This is a genomic window from Ectorhizobium quercum (genome assembly GCF_026552795.1).
Taxonomy (GTDB): Bacteria; Pseudomonadota; Alphaproteobacteria; order Rhizobiales; family Rhizobiaceae; genus Ectorhizobium; species Ectorhizobium quercum.
In genome coordinates, this window is sequence record NZ_JANFPI010000007.1 from 34,777 (window position 1) to 51,528 (window position 16,752).

Below are 16,752 nucleotides of genomic sequence, written 5' to 3' on the forward strand. Positions count from 1 at the left end.
AACTCGAAGACCGGGTAATTCGCAATGCGCTTGAGAAATGTCGTAACCCTCTCCCTGATGGCGGCCGTCCTGGCCGGCTGTAATGACAGTCTCGACGCCATCGATCCCGGCTACGTCAAGAACGTCAGGAACAAGACGGAACACCCCCTGCCCGATCGCATCGTCTCCGAGATGAAGGCGAAGGGCATGGACCGCAACGCGCCGATCGCGATCCGCATCTTCAAGGAAGAAGGCGTTCTGGAAATCTGGAAGGCCCGGGCGGACAACCGCTTCGAGAAGATCAGGGACTACAGGATCTGCGCCTGGTCGGGCCGCCTCGGACCCAAGGTCAAGGAAGGCGACCGTCAGGCGCCCGAAGGGTTCTACCCGCTGTCGCGGGCGAACATGAACCCCTATTCGCAGTATTTCCTCGCGATCAACACCGGATTTCCCAACCGCTACGATGCGGCCAACAGTCGCACCGGCACCAACCTGATGATCCACGGGGCCTGCTCGTCGTCGGGCTGCTATTCGATGACGGATGCGCAGATTCTCGAGATCTGGGCCTTCGCCCGCGACGCTTTCAAGGGCGGCCAGCAGAACATCCAGCTTCAGGCCTTCCCCTTCCGCATGACCGCGGAAAACATGGCCCGCCATCGGCACAGCGAGCACTTCGAGTTCTGGAAGATGCTGAAGGCCGGCTACGACCACTTCGAGATCACCAAGCGGCCGCCGGAAGTCGCCGTCTGCGACCGCAAATATGTCTTCAACAAGCAGGCGGGCGGTGCGCTCAACCCGACCGGCGCCTGCCCGGCGATGTCCACGCCCGCAACCTTGCAGGCCGCACTCGACAACTACAACAAGACCTACGAGGCGGCCTACAGGAAGGCTGTCGCCAAATATGACGACGTTGCCTGGTACGATCCGACCGAAGCGGAACGCAAGGCGCTCGTGGCCGACCAGCGCAAGGGCAAGGATCTGGCCTTCGCCCCGACCGGCCCGGCGTTGAAAGCAGGCCGCCTCGTCAAGCTTTCCGAGTTCGATCCCACCCGGCCCGGCGGCCGCGCCCCGCGGCCCGCGCCGGCAGCGCCGTCCGGTGGTTCCGAGACGGCGACCGCCTCCGTTGAAACACCCCGGACCGATGCGGCCTCCGCCACGGCACGCCAGCAGGCTGCCGTCGCTTCGGCTGCCGCATCCGCCGCAACGGCACCCACCGTTGCCGCGACCACCACCGGCAGCGTTCCGGTCCCCGTTCCGAACCCGACCATCCCCGCCCTCGTGGCTGCCGCCGATGCGGCGGATGCCCCGGCGACCCCGGGTGTGAACCAGAAAACCTCGCGCTGGAAATTCTGGGCACGTCAGTGACCGGACCGTCCGCAACGCTTTACGATCTCAGGGGGCTGAAATGCCCCCTGCCGGTTTTGCGCAGCCGCAAGCGGCTGGCCACGCTTCCCGGCGGCGCGGAACTGATCGTGGAAACCACAGACCCGCTGGCCGCAATCGACATTCCCCACATGTGCAACGAGGACGGCCACACCTTGCTATCGTCGGAAAAGACGGAAGCCGGCCACCGTTTCCATATCCGGAAGCGTTAGCCCCGCTGCGTTCGCCGCGAACAGGCCCCTAACCCACCGTCAACGCTTTCCCTCAAGACGAGGTCGCTGGGGAAGATGTGTCTTCACCATTGGCCAAAGCTGCCGCAGGCTGGGGCGACAAGCTGCCCACGGTGACATTGATGACGTTCTGGCTATTGGAGGACGCACCGGACACGGCTCCTCCAACACCTGAGCTGCCCACCCGGTATCCTTTTCTCATAAGCCAGTTGAAGTGCCACTTGTTGTAAAAGAACGGAAAAATCAGCAGAGCCAGCCCCATAGTGCAAATGTCTATGGCCAGCATCCCGAAAAATCCGATGACATGGCCGCGGAGCAGCGCGGGCAACGGACCGAAGAATAAGGTCGTCCAGGAAAACCCGTGATAGCCCAGCGCCACACGCCCCGTAACCGGCTCGATAAGTTGAATTGGATACGCCATAATTACCCCCTTTTCGGTAATCAATTAATTCATGGTTCTATAATACGTGGTTTCATGAATAGTCAAATGCTGACGTTCATTTATGGACGTCAGATTTATCGTGGCTTGGAATATTCGTCGCATCAGGGTCTTGAGAGGCATTGCGCAAGACGATCTCGCCTTAAGCGCGGGCGTCGAGCGCGCCTATGTCGGCCATCTGGAAAGGGGATCGAAAAATCCGACGATTGAAACGCTGCAAAAAATAGCGGGCGCACTCGACTGCAAAATCGCGGAGTTATTTCAGGAACCGCCGGAAAACGCCGAAAAGCTTAAGGTTCTAAAAAGCGGCCGGAAAAAGTCGCACCGCTGACACGCACGCCATCATCAATCCGTAGCGCGATAGGAGTACCACCGGAAAATAGCATGACGATGCGGGGGTGTGTCACCTAGAACTTCACGCCCGGTACTGCCAGCGGATTGTCGGAAAGCGCCGCCCGGTCGGGCGTGTCGACGGAAGGCCGGCCGGTGAAGGCGGCGAAGAGATCGCGCACGAAGGCTTCCGGCAGCCCCTTGGTGATCAGCACCAGCCGGGAGCGCTGGTCGGCGGGGTCAGGCCAGGCCGCCAGCCGCACCGGCGGATGGAAAATGCTCTGCACCCCGTGCAGCACCAGCGGCCTGTCGGGACGGTCAGAGGTCTGCACCACCGCCTTCATCCGTAGCAGCTTCTCCCCATGCGCGGACCGCAGCAGATCCACGAACATTTCGAGCGCCGTCGGATCGACCGGCCGGTCGTGAACGATGGAGAACGAACGGATATCGTCGGCATGCCGATGATGGTGATCATGATGGCCGTGGTGAGAATGTTCGCCGTCATGATGATGGCCGCAGCCGCAATCCGGCCCGTGCTCATGGTCGTGGTGGTGATGATCGTCCTCGCCGGCAGCCTCCTCATGCAGCCAGCGCCCGACGTCCGGATGCTTGCTCTGCGGATCGTAGAGGCCGTTCACCAGCAGCGACGCCGCGTCCGCGCCTTCGCTCTCCGCATCCGTCATCGCCGCGCGCGGGTTGAGCGCCCTGAGGCGCGCGACGAGGCGATCCACGGCGGCGGCTTGCGCCAGCGATCGCTTGGTCAGCACCAGCCTGTCGGCGACCGCGGCCTGACGCACGGATTCCGGATGGGCATCGAGCGTCGCCAGCCCGTTGACCGCGTCGACGACCGTGACGATCCCGTCGAGGTCGAAATTCTGCATCAGAACCGGATGCCCGATCACCGACTGCATGACCGGCACGGGATCGGCAAGGCCCGTCGTTTCCACGACGATCCGCTTCAGGGGCTTCAGCCTGCCCGTCTGGATGCGATCCATCAGCTCGCCCAGCGTATCGATCAAGTCGCCGCGCATCGTGCAGCACAGGCAGCCGTCGGACAGTTCGATGACCGAGTCGCCGGAGGATTCGACCAGAAGATGATCGATGCCGACATCGCCGAACTCGTTGACGATGACCGCCGCATCCTTCATCGCCGGATCCTTGAGAAGCCGGTTCAGCAATGTCGACTTGCCGGCGCCGAGAAAGCCGGTGACGATGGAAACGGGAATGCGCGCCTGCATCTCAGTTCACCGGACGCGGAACCGGCACCGCCACTTTCGCGGGCAGCGTGACCCGGGCTGCATTGCCGGCCTTCTTCGGCTCGGGCGGCGACGGCTCTGTGCCGGGAATGACGCCCGCGAAGGAATAGAGCGGCGGACGCTCCATCTCGCGGACATAGGGCGACTTGATGATCATGCGACCGGCCTCGTCGCGCCCTTCCGAACGGACCTTGGCGGCTTGCGGATTGCAGATCTGGGCGCTGATATCCGCGACGTCGGCGCCGTAATCGCCGTAGGGCGCAAGCCTGGCCAGCGGAACGCCGGAGCCGGCGGTGGTCAGCGCCTTCTGCAAAAGCGCGGCGGAGCGCTCCGTGCGGGCGGCAAGGCTGTCCTCGCCCAGCACGACGGAAACGACGCTGCGGCCGTTCCGCGTCGCCGACGACACCTGATTAAAGCCCGAGGCGCAGATGAAACCGGTCTTCATGCCATCGGCGCCGCTGAAGCGGCCGATCAGCATGTTGTAGTTGCCGTAGCTGTTCTTGCCCGTATCAACGCCTTCCAGCGAGAAATAGGAGGAATATTGCGGAAACTCGCGCTTGATGGCCACCGCCAGCAGGGCGATGTCCCGCGCCGTGGAATATTGCCCCTTGCCGGGCAGGCCGTTCGGATTGACGAAGCGGGTCGAGGTCATGCCCAGCCGGGCCGCCTCGGCATTCATCGCGGCAATGAACGCCTCCTGCGAACCGCTGACCGCCTCCGCAATGGCAATCGCGATATCGTTGGCCGATTTCACGATCAGCAGCTTCAGCGCGTTGTCCAGCGTCACCTGCGAGCCGGCGCGGAAGAAGGTCTTGCTGGGTGCCGCACTTGCGGCGCGCTGCGACATGACCACCGGCGTCTCCAGCGTCATCCGTCCGGCCTTCAGCGCGCGGAACGCCAGATAGGCCGTCATCAGCTTCGTCAGCGAGGCCGGATACCATTTGCGGAACGCATCGGAATGCTCGATCACCTGTCCGGACTTCACATCGACGACGATATAGGGATTGGCCAGCGCCGTATCGCGCCCGGCCAGCGCGCCGCCGGCCGCCACGGCGCCGGCGAGCACAAGGGTGGTGAATACGCGAAAGCGTGATTTGAACACGGCCTGTTCCTCATTGATCGCGGGCGATGCACATTGAAAGCGTCGGGATATTTACCCTATGTGTCCAAGCAATGGCAAAGACGATTGATTAGGTCAATTACAAGGCGCAAACTGAACGGGATGGAGGAGACGATTCCGTATGATTTGCCGCCAGATAACGACAGGAACAGCTAATGCCCATTTTGAACCGCGCCGCCGAACTTCAGACGGAAGTGACCGAATGGCGGCGACATCTCCACGAAAATCCTGAAATCCTCTACGACGTGACCGGAACGGCGGCCTTCGTCGCCGGCAAGCTCCAGGAATTCGGCGTTGACGAGATCGTGACCGGAATCGGCCGCACGGGTGTCGTGGGCATCATCAACGGCCGCGGCGGCAGCACGGGCCGCACCATCGGCCTGCGCGCCGATATGGATGCCCTGCCGGTCGATGAAGTCACGGGCAAGCCGTGGGCGTCGAAGATTCCGGGCCGCATGCACGCCTGCGGCCATGACGGCCACATGGCGATGCTGCTGGGCGCCGCGAAATATCTGGCCGAAACGCGGAATTTCAACGGGCGCGTCGCTGTGGTCTTCCAGCCCGCCGAAGAAGGCGGCGCCGGGGCGCTGGCGATGGTCCAGGACGGCCTGATGGAGCGCTTCGACATCGGCGAAGTCTACGGCATGCACAACATGCCGGGCATCGCGGCCGGCCATTTCGCCATCCGCAAGGGCGGGATCATGGCCGCCCCCGACAAGTTCACCATCCGCATTTCCGGCCGCGGCGGCCACGCCGCCCAGCCGAACCGGGCCATCGACCCGATCGTGATCGGCGCCCAGATCGTCTCGAACCTCCAGATCATCGCCGCCCGCAACATCGATCCGCTGGAATCGGTCGTCGTGTCCGTCACGAAATTCATCTCGGGCACGGCGCACAACATCATTCCGCCGGACGCCGAGATCGCCGGCACGGTCCGCACGCTGAACGAAGCCGTTCAGGACCAGACGGAGGAACGCATGCGCCAGATCGTCGAAGGCATCGCCGCCACCCACGGCGCGGTGGGCGAACTGCGCTACGAACGGAATTGCCCGGTCACGGTCAACCACGCCGCCGAGACGGACCATGCGGCGGCCGTCGCCCGCGAAATCGCCGGTGCCGCCCATGTCGATTCGGACGTGGCGCCCTCGATGGCCGGCGAGGACTTCTCCTTCATGCTGAAGGAACGCCCCGGCGCCTTCATCTTCATCGGCAACGGCGAAAGCGCGGGGCTGCACAATCCCGGTTACGACTTCAACGACGAAATCATCGCCAGCGGCGTGTCCTACTGGGTGCGCCTGGCCGAAAGCCGCCTGACGGACTGAACCGAAGAGCGTCATCGGCAAACAAAAGGCTTGGCTAATCGCCGGGCCTTTTGTATGTGTGCGGCAAGTGGTCCCGTAGCTCAGCAGGATAGAGCATCAGATTCCTAATCTGGGGGTCGCGCGTTCGAATCGCGCCGGGATCACCATTTGCGCCTCATGCGCCGCTGTTCCGATCCAGCCAGCGATGCCATTCGCTTTCCGACCCGTGGAAGACGTTGAGGTCGATCTTGCCGTTGACGCCCTGCGACAGGCCCGAGCCTGAATATTGCCAGAACACCCATTTGCGGCCCGGATAGACCTTCGACGGGTGCTGCGCGACGGCCCGCAGCCAGAACGGATAGTTCTGGAACGCGCCCTTGAGATTGTCGGCATAGAAATCCGGCGCGGTATAGATGACCGGCCGCTTTCCGTAATGACGCTCCAGCATGTCCATGAAGACCTGCATCTTCTCCCGCACCTGCTGCGGAGACGGACGTCGCTTGCAGGCGGAATCGCCGTTCCACTCGACATCGATGACCGGCGGCAGCGCATCGGGATCGCGCGGCACGTTGCGGATGAACCACGATGCCTGCTCGCTCGCCACCCGGCACCAGTAGAAGAAATGATAGGCGCCCCGCTTCAGACCGGCCTCCTTGGCCCGCCGCCAGTTCGTCTGGAACATGGGATCGAGATGGTCGCCACCGTCCGTTGCCTTGATATAGGCGAAGTTGGCCCCGTGCGCCCGCAGCCTGGGCCAGTCGATCTCGCCCTGCCAGCGCGATACATCGACACCGTGGACGGCGTAATGACGCGGCGTCACCTTGCCGAAATTGATCGGCTTGGCATCGCCGAAACGCTGGCTGTAGATGCGCATCCGGCTTCGAACCGCCCGGTCCGCGTCCGGCGAGATCGTCGGCTTCAACGAAGGCTTGGGCGCCGACGCGGGGACATCCTCGAGAATGGAAGACGCCTGCGGCACGGAACCCGCCCAGGCAAGCACCTCCTGCTTCGGCGGAATGTTCACGGTATCCGCCGCCGCTGCCGCGCTGGCGCGTTGCGCACCGACGTCAGCGCTGGGAACCGGCGCGCTCGCCGTTACCGAACTGGTGATATCCCGTGACGGGGTAATGGCAAGTACATCCGCCGGCGAGGACGACCGGCATCCGGCAAGCGCAATGCCGCCGATCAGCAATGAGGAAAGGACAGAAAGACGCATGACTCTACACTCTGCCGTAAAACGACGCGGGACCGCCGGCCCGAACGCGCCCGTTCTGCTTGAAGGACTAACAGAGCATTACCGGAAAATGTTAAACTGACGGTAACTCGGTCCGCTGCCGCCCCTTTTTTACGCCGCCAGCGGAGGATGAGCCTGGCAGTGAAGATACGTCGGAAATTACGATATCGAAATCATACACTTGAAAGAAAATGCCAATTCACGGCGCAACGATTCCTTCGAACCGAACGTGAAAAGGCCGCCCGGATTCGCCGGGCGGCCTATCACAATTCCGTGGGCGAGACTTTATCGCGCCGCTTTTTCAGCCGGCGATAACCGCGCCGTGCAACTGCGTCAGCTCCGAGAGGAATTCCTCGATGCTGTTGCGCTTTTCATGATCTTCGGCCGAGGCCAGTTCCTTCTTCGCCGTTTCGATACGGGCCTGAAGATCGTCCGCGCTGAACTCGGCGACCGGAACGGCGGATTCGGCCAGAACGGTCAGGCCGGTGTCGTTGATATCCGCAAAACCGCCGAACACGACATACTTCACGGTCTGGCCGGCGGCCGATTTCACCGTCACGACACCCGGCTTCAGCGTCGTCATTGCCGGCGCATGGCGAGCCATCACCGTCATTTCGCCTTCCGTTGCCGGAATGACAACTTCGCTGGCCTGCTCCGACACGAGCAAACGCTCGGGAGAAACGAGTTCAAAATTGAAATTGTCCGCCATGACGCTTCAACTCTTCATTATCGGGATGGAGAAAGGGCGCGAACCGCGCCCCTTCCGCGAAATATCAAGCGGCTTCGGCAGCCAGCTTCTTTGCCTTCTCGATGGCTTCGTCGATCGAGCCGACCATGTAGAAGGCCGCTTCCGGCAGGTGGTCGTAGTCGCCGTTGACGAGGCCCTTGAAGCCCTTGATCGTGTCTTCGAGCGAGACGAGCTTGCCCGGCGAACCGGTGAAGACTTCAGCGACGTGGAACGGCTGCGACAGGAAGCGCTCGACCTTGCGGGCGCGGGCAACCGTCAGCTTGTCGTCTTCGGACAGTTCGTCCATGCCGAGGATGGCGATGATGTCCTGAAGGGCCTTGTAGCGCTGGAGGGTCGACTGAACCTTGCGGGCCACGTCATAATGCTCTTCGCCGATGATCATCGGGTTGAGCATGCGCGACGTGGAATCGAGCGGGTCGACGGCCGGGTAGATGCCCTTTTCGGCGATCGAGCGGTTGAGAACCGTCGTGGCGTCGAGGTGGGCGAACGAGGTTGCCGGAGCCGGGTCGGTCAGGTCGTCGGCCGGAACGTAGATGGCCTGAACCGAGGTGATCGAGCCCTTGGTCGTCGTGGTGATGCGCTCCTGAAGGGCGCCCATGTCGGTTGCCAGCGTCGGCTGATAGCCCACGGCCGAAGGAATACGGCCGAGCAGGGCCGACACTTCCGAACCGGCCTGCGTGAAGCGGAAGATGTTGTCCACGAAGAACAGAACGTCCTGGCCCTGATCGCGGAAATGCTCGGCGATCGTCAGGCCCGTCAGCGCGACGCGGGCACGCGCGCCCGGAGGCTCGTTCATCTGGCCGTAAACCAGCGCGCACTTGGAACCGGCAGCCGAACCGCCGTTTTCCTTCGGATCGACGTTCACGCGCGATTCGATCATTTCGTGGTAGAGGTCGTTGCCCTCGCGGGTACGCTCGCCGACGCCGGCGAACACGGAGTAACCGCCGTGCGCCTTGGCGACGTTGTTGATCAGTTCCATGATGAGAACGGTCTTGCCGACGCCGGCGCCGCCGAACAGGCCGATCTTGCCGCCCTTGGCGTAAGGCGCCAGAAGGTCGACGACCTTGATGCCCGTCACGAGGATCTGGCCTTCCGTCGACTGTTCGACGTAGGACGGGGCTTCCTGGTGGATGGCACGGCGGACGGTCGTGTTGACCGGACCGACTTCGTCCACCGGCTCGCCGATGACGTTCAGGATGCGGCCGAGCGTTTCGTCGCCGACCGGAACGGAGATCGGAGCGCCCGTGTTGACGACGGCCTGGCCGCGGACGAGACCTTCGGTCGAGTCCATCGCGATGGTGCGAACGACGTTTTCACCGAGATGCTGGGCAACTTCCAGCACGAGGCGGTTGCCGCCATTGGTGGTCTCAAGAGCATTCAGGATCGGCGGCAGCTCGCCATCGAACGCCACGTCGACGACGGCGCCGATGACCTGCGTCACCTTACCTTTGGAAGCTGCTGCGTCAGCCATGTTCGTTACCTCTTTTGCTTGCTTCAGAGCGCTTCGGCGCCCGAAATGATTTCGATGAGTTCCTTGGTGATCTGCGCCTGACGCTGACGGTTGTAGGAAAGCGTCAGCTTGTGGATCATGTCACCCGCATTGCGCGAAGCGTTGTCCATCGCGCTCATCTTGGCACCCATTTCACCGGCCACGTTTTCCAGCAGGGCGCGGAAAATCTGGACGGAAATATTGCGCGGAATCAGGTCCTCGAGAATCGCCCCGGCATCCGGCTCGTACTCGTAGAGCGCTCCGGCCTCGCTCGCGGCAACGGTCGGAGCCGCGGCCGGAATGAGCTGCAAGGCAGTCGGGATCTGGCTGATCACCGACTTGAACTCGGAGTAGAACAGCGTCGCGACATCGAATTCACCCTTCTCGAAGAGAGAGATGATCTTCTTGCCGATGGCATCGGCATTCTCGAAACCGATCTTGCGGACGTCGCGCAGTTCGATCCGGTCGATGATGAGCGGAGCGAATTCGCGGCGGAGAATATCGTTGCCCTTCTTGCCGACGGTGAGGATCTTCACCGTCTTGCCCGCCCGGAGAAGGGCGCGGGCATGATCGCGCGCGGCACGCGCGATCTGGGAATTGAAGCCACCGCAGAGACCGCGCTCGGCCGTGCAGACGACGAGCAGATGCACATCGTCCTTGCCGGTTCCGGTCATCAGCTTCGGCGCGCTGTCGTCGTCGCCAAGAGTCTGCGCGATGTTGGCAAGCACCGCACCCATCCGCTGAGAATACGGACGGGCGGCTTCGGCTGCTTCCTGGGCGCGGCGCAGCTTCGCCGCGGCGACCATTTTCATCGCCTTGGTGATCTTCTGCGTCGCCTTGACGGAGGCGATCCGGTTTTTGAGGTCCTTTAGTGAAGGCATCGCTTATCGTCCTGGCTTGATCCGATCAGGCGAAGTTCTTGGCGAACGTATCGAGCGCCGCCTTGAGCTTGCTCTTCGTATCGTCCGAGATGGCCTTTTCCGTGCGGATGGCGTCGAGGATCGACTTGCCTTCCGAGCGCAGGTAGCTGAGCAGGCCCTGCTCGAACTTGCTGACGGATGCGACCGGCAGCTTGTCGAGATAGCCGTTGACGCCAGCGAAGATCACCGCGACCTGCTCTTCCGTCTTCAGCGGCGAGAACTGCGGCTGCTTCAGGAGTTCCGTCAGGCGGGCGCCGCGGTTCAGCAGGCGCTGGGTGGCGGCATCGAGGTCTGAACCGAACTGGGCGAAGGCGGCCATTTCGCGATACTGGGCGAGTTCACCCTTGATCGAGCCGGCAACCTGCTTCATCGCCTTGATCTGGGCCGACGAGCCGACGCGCGAAACCGACAGGCCGACGTTCACGGCCGGGCGGATGCCCTGGTAGAACAGGTCGGTTTCGAGGAAGATCTGGCCATCGGTGATCGAGATCACGTTGGTCGGAATGAACGCGGACACGTCGTTGCCCTGCGTCTCGATGACCGGAAGGGCCGTCAGCGAACCGGCGCCGTTGTCGTCGTTCAGCTTGGCGGCGCGCTCGAGCAGGCGCGAATGCAGGTAGAAGACGTCGCCCGGATAGGCTTCGCGGCCCGGCGGGCGGCGCAGGAGCAGCGACATCTGGCGATAGGCGACGGCCTGCTTGGACAGGTCGTCATAGCCGATCAGGGCGTGCTGGCCGTTGTCGCGGAAATATTCGCCGATGGCGCAGCCGGTGAACGGAGCGAGATACTGCATCGGAGCCGGATCGGAAGCCGTGGCGGCGACGATGATCGAATATTGCAGGGCGCCGCGCTCTTCGAGAGCCTTCACGAACTGGGCGACCGTGGAGCGCTTCTGGCCGACGGCAACGTAGACGCAGTACAGCTTGTCCTTTTCCGGGCCGTTGTCGTGGATCGGCTTCTGGTTCAGGAAGGTGTCGAGCAGGATGGCAGTCTTGCCGGTCTGGCGGTCGCCGATCACGAGTTCGCGCTGGCCGCGGCCGACCGGGATAAGGGCGTCGATGGCCTTGATGCCGGTGGACATCGGCTCATGGACCGACTTGCGCGGAATGATGCCCGGAGCCTTCACGTCGACGCGGGCGCGCTTTTCGTAAACGATCGGGCCCTTGCCGTCGATCGGATTGCCGAGGGCATCGACGACGCGGCCGAGAAGATGCGGACCGACCGGAACGTCCACGATGGCGCCCGTGCGCTTGACCGTGTCGCCTTCCTTGATGTCGCGGTCCGAACCGAAGATGACGACGCCGACATTGTCGGTTTCGAGGTTGAGCGCCATGCCGCGGATGCCGCCGGGGAACTCGACCATCTCACCGGCCTGCACATTGTCCAGACCGTAGACGCGGGCAATGCCGTCGCCGACGGAGAGAACCTGGCCGACTTCGGAGACCTCGGCTTCCTGGCCAAAGTTTTTGATTTGATCTTTCAGAATTGCGGAAATTTCCGCGGCGCGGATATCCATCAGCCAACCTCTTTCAGTGCAAGCTTAAGGGTAGAGAGTTTGGTGCGAAGAGACGTATCGATCTGGCGCGAGCCAACCTGAACGATCAGACCGCCGAGGATCGACGGTTCGACCGTGACGGAAAGCGCCACGTCCTTACCGGTGACGCTCTTCAGCGCCGCCTTCAATTCGGTTTCCTGCTCGCCCGTCAGGGCATGAGCGGATGTCACTTCGGCGGTGATCTCGCCGCGATGGGCGGCGGCGATCTGTCGATACGCCCTGATCATGCCGGGAAGTGCAAAAAGGCGGCGATTGCCCGCCACCACTTTGAGGAAGTTCGAAACCAGAGCGTCGAGACCGATCTTTTCGGAAAGCGCCGACAGCGCCTTCAACTGGTCTTCGGCGGAAAACACCGGGCTGAGCACCAGTCGCTTCAGATCCGCGCTTTCGTCGATCAGGGCCTGGAACCCGTCGAGAGCCGCACCGACCGCATCGACCTTGCCGGCCTCGGCAGCGAGGTCGAAAAGCGACGACGCGTAACGTTCGGCAACACCGGAAATGAGCTGGGATGTGTCTGCCACGGGCAAAAGTCCCCTGATTTTCTTCCAGAATCCCGGACCTCGGGAAAGGCCCTGAACAAGATTCTGAATTCGTTGCATTTTCGCCTGAAATTGGCCTGACCGGAGTCACACCTTTTTCAAAATTCGGGGTCCGTCTAGCATACGGCGTCCGGACTCGCAACACGGGTAATATAGGTTTACGCCTTTAGGACAAGGCCCTTTGTGAAATTTTGTCCGAAAGAGGGCGGGAAAGTGACCGCGCCGCCCCTGCGGCCTTCCGCTCGCCGTTTCAGAGAAATCCGAGGACATAGCCGAGCGGCAGCGCGGCAAGCACGATCTGCACAACCAGAAGGGGATAATTCAACGGATTTCGTCCCCGGTCGGACATGAGCGACAGGATACGTCCGAAGGCGGCCAGCGCGAAGCCGGCCCCCAGCGCCATATAGATCCAGTCCTGCGCGAGCAGGATCGCCGACAGCCCGATGCCGGCATAAAAGCCGCCGAGCGAGGAGCGGGCCTCCGCGATGGCGCCGGGCCGGTGTTCCATAGAGCCCAGGCCGAAAAAGCGGAAGGTGAGGCCCGGCGCGAACATCATGAAAAGACCGGCAAGCGCGGTGAAGGCGGCGGAAGAGAAGGCAAGCAGTTCGCCCGTCTCGGTCGGCAGATAGAATTCCATGTCAGGCTCCGGCAAATCAGAAAACGCGGCCCTTATCGCACGAAGACCCATGCGGGAAAACGGCTGTTTTCAAACGAGAGCCATGCGCGTTTGCCGCGTCTTCCGCCACAGGCCCGGAAGGATTTTTCGCAGGCGGCCGTCTACAGGAAGCTCTGCGGATCGACATCCACCTGCACATGAACGGAACCGCGCACCTTCGGTCCGTTCACGATCGTCCTGCGCAGAAAATCCTGCATGTCGCTGCCGCGCTGGCCGTGAACCAGCAGGCGGAACCTGTGGCGTCCGCGCACCAGCGCCAGCGGCGCCTCCGCCGGCCCGAGCACCGCGATGCCGGACACGGCCGGCGCGGCGGCCCGGAGCCCGCGGGCGTGGGTTTCCGCGTCGGCGCGCGTATCTGCCGAGACGATCAGCGAGGCCAGCCGCCCGAACGGGGGAAGGAGCGCCCTTTCCCGCTCCAGGATCTCGCGGTCGTAGAAGGCGTCGCGGTCTCCGGACGCAATCGCCTGCATGACCGGATGCGCCGGCTGGTACGTCTGGATCAGCCCGTGGCTCTTCAGGCCGGAACGCCCGGCACGGCCCGTCACCTGGGCGAGAAGCTGGAAGGTCCGCTCGGCAGCGCGCGGATCGCCGTTGGCCAGCCCCAGATCGGCATCGACGATGCCGACGAGCGTCATCATGGGAAAGTTGTGCCCCTTGGCGACGAGCTGGGTGCCGACGACGATATCCGCCTCGCCCTTGGCGATGGCTTCCAGTTCCAGCCGCAACCGCCGGACGCCGCCGGCCATGTCGGAGGAAAGAACGATGGTCCGCGCCTCGGGAAAATGCCGCTCCACCTCCTCGGCAATGCGCTCGACGCCCGGCCCGCAGGCCGCCAGATGGTCGAGCGTGCCGCATTCCGGGCAGGCATGCGGCGTCGGTTCCGCATAGCCGCACTGATGGCACTGGATCTGGCCGCGAAAGCGATGCTCCACCAGCCAGCTCGAGCATTGCGGGCACTGGAAGCGATGGCCGCAGACCCGGCAGAGCGTCAGCGGCGCATAGCCCCGGCGATTGAGGAAGAGCAGCGATTGCTCGCCTTTTTCGAGGGTCTTCTTCATGCCGCGCAGGAGAAGCGGCGAGAGGAAGCCGCCCCGTTCCGGCGGATGGCGACGCATGTCGACGAGATGCAGGTCGGGCAACGCCGCATCGCCAAAGCGGGTCGGCATGTGGATGAGGGTGTAGCGCCCGGAGCGGGCATTCACCTGGCTTTCGACGGAGGGCGTCGCCGAAACGAGGGCCACCGGAAAATCGCCGATCCGCCCGCGCACGACAGCCATGTCCCGCGCATTGTAGAAGACGCGATCCTCCTGCTTGTAGGCGGGATCGTGCTCCTCGTCGACCACGATCAGCCCAAGCTCCTCGAAGGGCAGGAAAAGGGCCGAGCGCGCACCGGCGACCACCCGGACCTCGCCGGTCGTCACCTGCCGCCAGACTTTCTCGCGCATTCTCGGCGACAGGTCGGAATGCCATTCGGCCGGCCTGGAGCCGAAACGGTCCTGAAAGCGTTCGAGGAAGCTTGCCGTCAGGGCAATTTCCGGCAAGAGGATCAGAACCTGCTTGCCGCGCCGGAGCGTCTCGGCGATGGCTTCGAAATAGACCTCCGTCTTGCCGGACCCGGTCACGCCGTCGATCAGCGTCACCGAAAAACCGTCGCGGGCTGCCGTGCGCAGCTCTTCCGCCGCATCCGCCTGCGGCCCGTCCAGCCGCCCTTGCGTATAATCCGGATCGGGCCGCGCGACGACCGGCGGCGGCGCCATGAAGACGGTTTCCAGTGCCCCGGCCTTCAGAAGCCCGTCGACGACGCTGGCCGAAACACCCGCCGCATGGGCAAGCCCGCTTTTCGTCCATGCGAGGCCCTCGCCGGCCAGTTCCATCACCCGCAGCCGGGCGGGCGTCAGCCGCTCCGGCCGGCCCTGCCCCAGCCGCACGCCCTCGATCATCGGCTCGGGATCGAAGGCGGCCGGCGCGCGCAGCGCCATGCGCGCCACCAGGCCCGGCGGTGACAGCGTATAGGCCGATACCCAGTCGATGAAGGCGCGCATCTCCTTCGTCAGCGGCGGGCAGTCGAACACCTTGACGATCGGGCGGATCTTCTTCGGATCGACCCCGTCGGACGGCCCGTCCCAGACGGCGCCGATCACCTGACGGGGCCCGAGCGGCACCTGCACCACCGAGCCCGGCTCGACCGCCATGCCCTCCGGCACGGCGTAGCTGTAGGGTCCCGGCGCCGGCAGGGGCACCAGAACCGGAACGGAACGGCCGGGCTTCGGCATGGCGGGCAGGTCGCCGAAAAGAGAAGCGAGCGAATCTTGCGTCATCGGCGCGACATTGCCCCCGCGCCGCCGAAATGGAAACCCGCAAAGCGGAAAACCCTCACGCCTCGTCGTCTCCGTCTGCCATCGCGCCCGTCAGCCGCATGCCTTCGATCCAGGTCGCACCGTCCTGCCGGACGACCCGCAGCGGTCTCGGCCCGCAGCGCAGCCGCACCGCCTCGGCCAGACGCTCGGAATGGGTAACGATCCAGATCTGGCTTTTCTCGGAAGCCTTGGCGATCAATCCGGCCAGCGGCTCGATCATATCCGGATGCAGGCTCGATTCCGGCTCGTTGAGCGCGATCAGCGGCGGTGCGCGGTAGGACAGAAGCGCCCCCGCCAGCGCCAGAAAGCGCAACTGCCCGTCGGAAAGCTCGCGCGCGGTAAAAATCCGCCTCGGAAATTCCGGGAGGGAAAGGCCGAACGACGCTTCGGTCTCCGGTTCCGAAATGTCGAGCCGGGCGCCACCGAGCGCGACAGCAATCGCCTCGTCCAGCTCCACGGTGTCCTCGCGCGTCACCGAAAGCGTCGCGAACACGGCGGCGAGATTGGCGCCGTCCTCGTCGAGAAGCGGCGCGGTGACGGCAAGGCAGGGATGGCGGAGCGGCGAGGCCGCATCCGTGCGGAAGCCGTGGAAGAAACGCCACTGGTCGACGAAACGGCAGAAGGCGGAAATCTCCGGCGCCGTGCCCTCATGCGCCAGAACCGAGATGGCCGTTTCCGAAGTCAGAAGGCTTTCGCCGAAGGCCGCCATGCGCCCGCGTCCGTCGCGCAGGAAGATGCCGGGCCCCTGCCGCTTCATCATCTCGACCGGACCCCGGCCCGTATCGACGCGGAAGGACTCGGCCTTGACCTGCGGCTCGTACATGAAGCCGGCCGCCGCGTTCGGCGGGCGCAGGCCGGCCTCGATCCGATAGTCGAAGGAAAGGCCGTTCGTTTCGTCCTCCACCTCCACGGTGAAGACGATGCGGGCCTGTTCGTGGTTGCGGCGCGGTCCGGCCCACAGCGCCTGCATCATCCCGCCCTCGGCGGCGATTTCCCGCGCGAACGTGCCGCGCACCGCCGCCTGAACCAGTTGCAGCGCCCGGTAAAGATTGGACTTGCCGACGCCGTTCGCGCCGATGAACAGATTGACGCCGCCAAGTTCCATGCGGATGGCGCGCAGGGATCGATACTGGCGGGCGGACAACGCGGCAAGCTGCATGTGGAACTCCTGTGCGAAAGAGACTTCGTTAGCAATT

The 16,752-nt window shown here is 63.7% G+C and carries 16 protein-coding genes and 1 tRNA gene; 5 read left to right on the top strand and 12 right to left on the bottom strand.

Annotation, left to right across the window (positions count from 1 at the left end):
• Positions 1-24 precede the first annotated feature (24 nt).
• Positions 25-1,344 (top strand): L,D-transpeptidase family protein, encoded by a 1,320-nt coding sequence (locus tag NOF55_RS19095; RefSeq protein ID WP_306412712.1) that lies wholly within the window; start codon positions 25-27, stop codon positions 1,342-1,344.
• Positions 1,341-1,574, top strand: coding sequence for a sulfurtransferase TusA family protein (locus NOF55_RS19100; protein ID WP_306412713.1), 234 nt, complete (start codon positions 1,341-1,343; stop codon positions 1,572-1,574). The genes NOF55_RS19095 and NOF55_RS19100 overlap by 4 nt, the downstream gene beginning before the upstream one ends.
• Positions 1,575-1,626: 52 nt before the next feature.
• Here the strand turns inward: NOF55_RS19100 and NOF55_RS19105 are convergent, their stop codons facing one another.
• Positions 1,627-2,013 carry a hypothetical protein gene (locus NOF55_RS19105; protein ID WP_306412714.1) on the bottom strand — a complete coding sequence of 129 codons (387 nt, stop codon included), beginning with the start codon at positions 2,011-2,013 and terminating at the stop codon, positions 1,627-1,629.
• A gap of 100 nt (positions 2,014-2,113) precedes the next feature.
• Between NOF55_RS19105 and NOF55_RS19110 the strand changes: the two genes are divergently transcribed.
• Positions 2,114-2,362 (top strand): helix-turn-helix domain-containing protein, encoded by a 249-nt coding sequence (locus tag NOF55_RS19110; protein WP_306412715.1) that lies wholly within the window; start codon positions 2,114-2,116, stop codon positions 2,360-2,362.
• A gap of 76 nt (positions 2,363-2,438) precedes the next feature.
• On the opposite strand, the gene NOF55_RS19115 is transcribed toward NOF55_RS19110, so the two are convergent.
• Complete coding sequence (locus NOF55_RS19115) at positions 2,439-3,599, bottom strand: CobW family GTP-binding protein (RefSeq protein ID WP_306412716.1); 1,161 nt, start codon at positions 3,597-3,599, stop codon at positions 2,439-2,441.
• 1 nt (position 3,600) lies between these two features.
• Positions 3,601-4,719: a D-alanyl-D-alanine carboxypeptidase family protein gene (locus tag NOF55_RS19120; RefSeq protein WP_370869003.1), complete on the bottom strand. Its 1,119-nt coding sequence runs from the start codon at positions 4,717-4,719 to the stop codon at positions 3,601-3,603.
• Positions 4,720-4,892: 173 nt separating this feature from the next.
• Between NOF55_RS19120 and NOF55_RS19125 the strand changes: the two genes are divergently transcribed.
• Together NOF55_RS19125 and NOF55_RS19130 are read left to right on the top strand one after the other, a co-directional pair.
• A complete protein-coding gene (locus tag NOF55_RS19125) occupies positions 4,893-6,059 on the top strand; it encodes a M20 aminoacylase family protein (RefSeq protein ID WP_306412717.1) in 1,167 nt (388 codons plus the stop codon).
• 69 nt (positions 6,060-6,128) lie between these two features.
• A tRNA-Arg gene (locus NOF55_RS19130) sits at positions 6,129-6,205 on the top strand.
• A gap of 8 nt (positions 6,206-6,213) precedes the next feature.
• Here NOF55_RS19130 and NOF55_RS19135 read toward each other — a convergent pair.
• From NOF55_RS19135 to NOF55_RS19175, 9 genes are all read right to left on the bottom strand, one after another.
• A complete protein-coding gene (locus NOF55_RS19135; RefSeq protein ID WP_306412718.1) occupies positions 6,214-7,254 on the bottom strand; it encodes a glycoside hydrolase family 25 protein in 1,041 nt (346 codons plus the stop codon).
• A 319-nt stretch (positions 7,255-7,573) separates the two neighbouring features.
• Positions 7,574-7,981 carry a F0F1 ATP synthase subunit epsilon gene (locus tag NOF55_RS19140; RefSeq protein WP_306412719.1) on the bottom strand — a complete coding sequence of 136 codons (408 nt, stop codon included), beginning with the start codon at positions 7,979-7,981 and terminating at the stop codon, positions 7,574-7,576.
• 64 nt (positions 7,982-8,045) lie between these two features.
• Positions 8,046-9,491 (bottom strand): F0F1 ATP synthase subunit beta, encoded by a 1,446-nt coding sequence (atpD, locus tag NOF55_RS19145; protein ID WP_306412720.1) that lies wholly within the window; start codon positions 9,489-9,491, stop codon positions 8,046-8,048.
• 23 nt (positions 9,492-9,514) lie between these two features.
• On the bottom strand, positions 9,515-10,390 hold the full coding sequence (locus tag NOF55_RS19150) for a F0F1 ATP synthase subunit gamma (protein ID WP_306412721.1): 876 nt from the start codon (positions 10,388-10,390) through the stop codon (positions 9,515-9,517).
• A gap of 25 nt (positions 10,391-10,415) precedes the next feature.
• Positions 10,416-11,945, bottom strand: a complete 1,530-nt coding sequence (atpA, locus tag NOF55_RS19155; RefSeq protein WP_306412722.1) for a F0F1 ATP synthase subunit alpha — start codon at positions 11,943-11,945, stop codon at positions 10,416-10,418.
• The gene (locus NOF55_RS19160) at positions 11,945-12,511 is read right to left on the bottom strand and encodes a F0F1 ATP synthase subunit delta (protein WP_306412723.1); all 567 of its coding nucleotides are present in this window, start codon (positions 12,509-12,511) and stop codon (positions 11,945-11,947) included. The genes atpA and NOF55_RS19160 overlap by 1 nt, the downstream gene beginning before the upstream one ends.
• Positions 12,512-12,773: 262 nt before the next feature.
• Complete coding sequence (locus tag NOF55_RS19165) at positions 12,774-13,160, bottom strand: AGROH133_08824 family phage infection protein (protein ID WP_306412724.1); 387 nt, start codon at positions 13,158-13,160, stop codon at positions 12,774-12,776.
• 140 nt (positions 13,161-13,300) lie between these two features.
• Positions 13,301-15,517, bottom strand: a complete 2,217-nt coding sequence (locus tag NOF55_RS19170) for a primosomal protein N' (protein ID WP_306412725.1) — start codon at positions 15,515-15,517, stop codon at positions 13,301-13,303.
• A gap of 55 nt (positions 15,518-15,572) precedes the next feature.
• A complete protein-coding gene (locus NOF55_RS19175) occupies positions 15,573-16,715 on the bottom strand; it encodes an AAA family ATPase (RefSeq protein ID WP_306412726.1) in 1,143 nt (380 codons plus the stop codon).
• Positions 16,716-16,752: the final 37 nt, after the last annotated feature.

Bases quoted from the DNA above. Each gene is read 5' to 3' on its own strand.
- NOF55_RS19095 (WP_306412712.1), top strand. From the start codon at position 25: ATGCGCTTGAGAAATGTCGTAACCCTCTCCCTGATGGCGGCCGTCCTG.
- NOF55_RS19105 (WP_306412714.1), bottom strand. From the start codon at position 2,013: ATGGCGTATCCAATTCAACTTATCGAGCCGGTTACGGGGCGTGTGGCG.
- NOF55_RS19115 (WP_306412716.1), bottom strand. From the start codon at position 3,599: ATGCAGGCGCGCATTCCCGTTTCCATCGTCACCGGCTTTCTCGGCGCC.
- NOF55_RS19125 (WP_306412717.1), top strand. From the start codon at position 4,893: ATGCCCATTTTGAACCGCGCCGCCGAACTTCAGACGGAAGTGACCGAA.
- NOF55_RS19135 (WP_306412718.1), bottom strand. From the start codon at position 7,254: ATGCGTCTTTCTGTCCTTTCCTCATTGCTGATCGGCGGCATTGCGCTT.
- NOF55_RS19140 (WP_306412719.1), bottom strand. From the start codon at position 7,981: ATGGCGGACAATTTCAATTTTGAACTCGTTTCTCCCGAGCGTTTGCTC.
- atpD (WP_306412720.1), bottom strand. From the start codon at position 9,491: ATGGCTGACGCAGCAGCTTCCAAAGGTAAGGTGACGCAGGTCATCGGC.
- NOF55_RS19150 (WP_306412721.1), bottom strand. From the start codon at position 10,390: ATGCCTTCACTAAAGGACCTCAAAAACCGGATCGCCTCCGTCAAGGCG.
- atpA (WP_306412722.1), bottom strand. From the start codon at position 11,945: ATGGATATCCGCGCCGCGGAAATTTCCGCAATTCTGAAAGATCAAATC.
- NOF55_RS19165 (WP_306412724.1), bottom strand. From the start codon at position 13,160: ATGGAATTCTATCTGCCGACCGAGACGGGCGAACTGCTTGCCTTCTCT.
- NOF55_RS19170 (WP_306412725.1), bottom strand. From the start codon at position 15,517: ATGACGCAAGATTCGCTCGCTTCTCTTTTCGGCGACCTGCCCGCCATG.
- NOF55_RS19175 (WP_306412726.1), bottom strand. From the start codon at position 16,715: ATGCAGCTTGCCGCGTTGTCCGCCCGCCAGTATCGATCCCTGCGCGCC.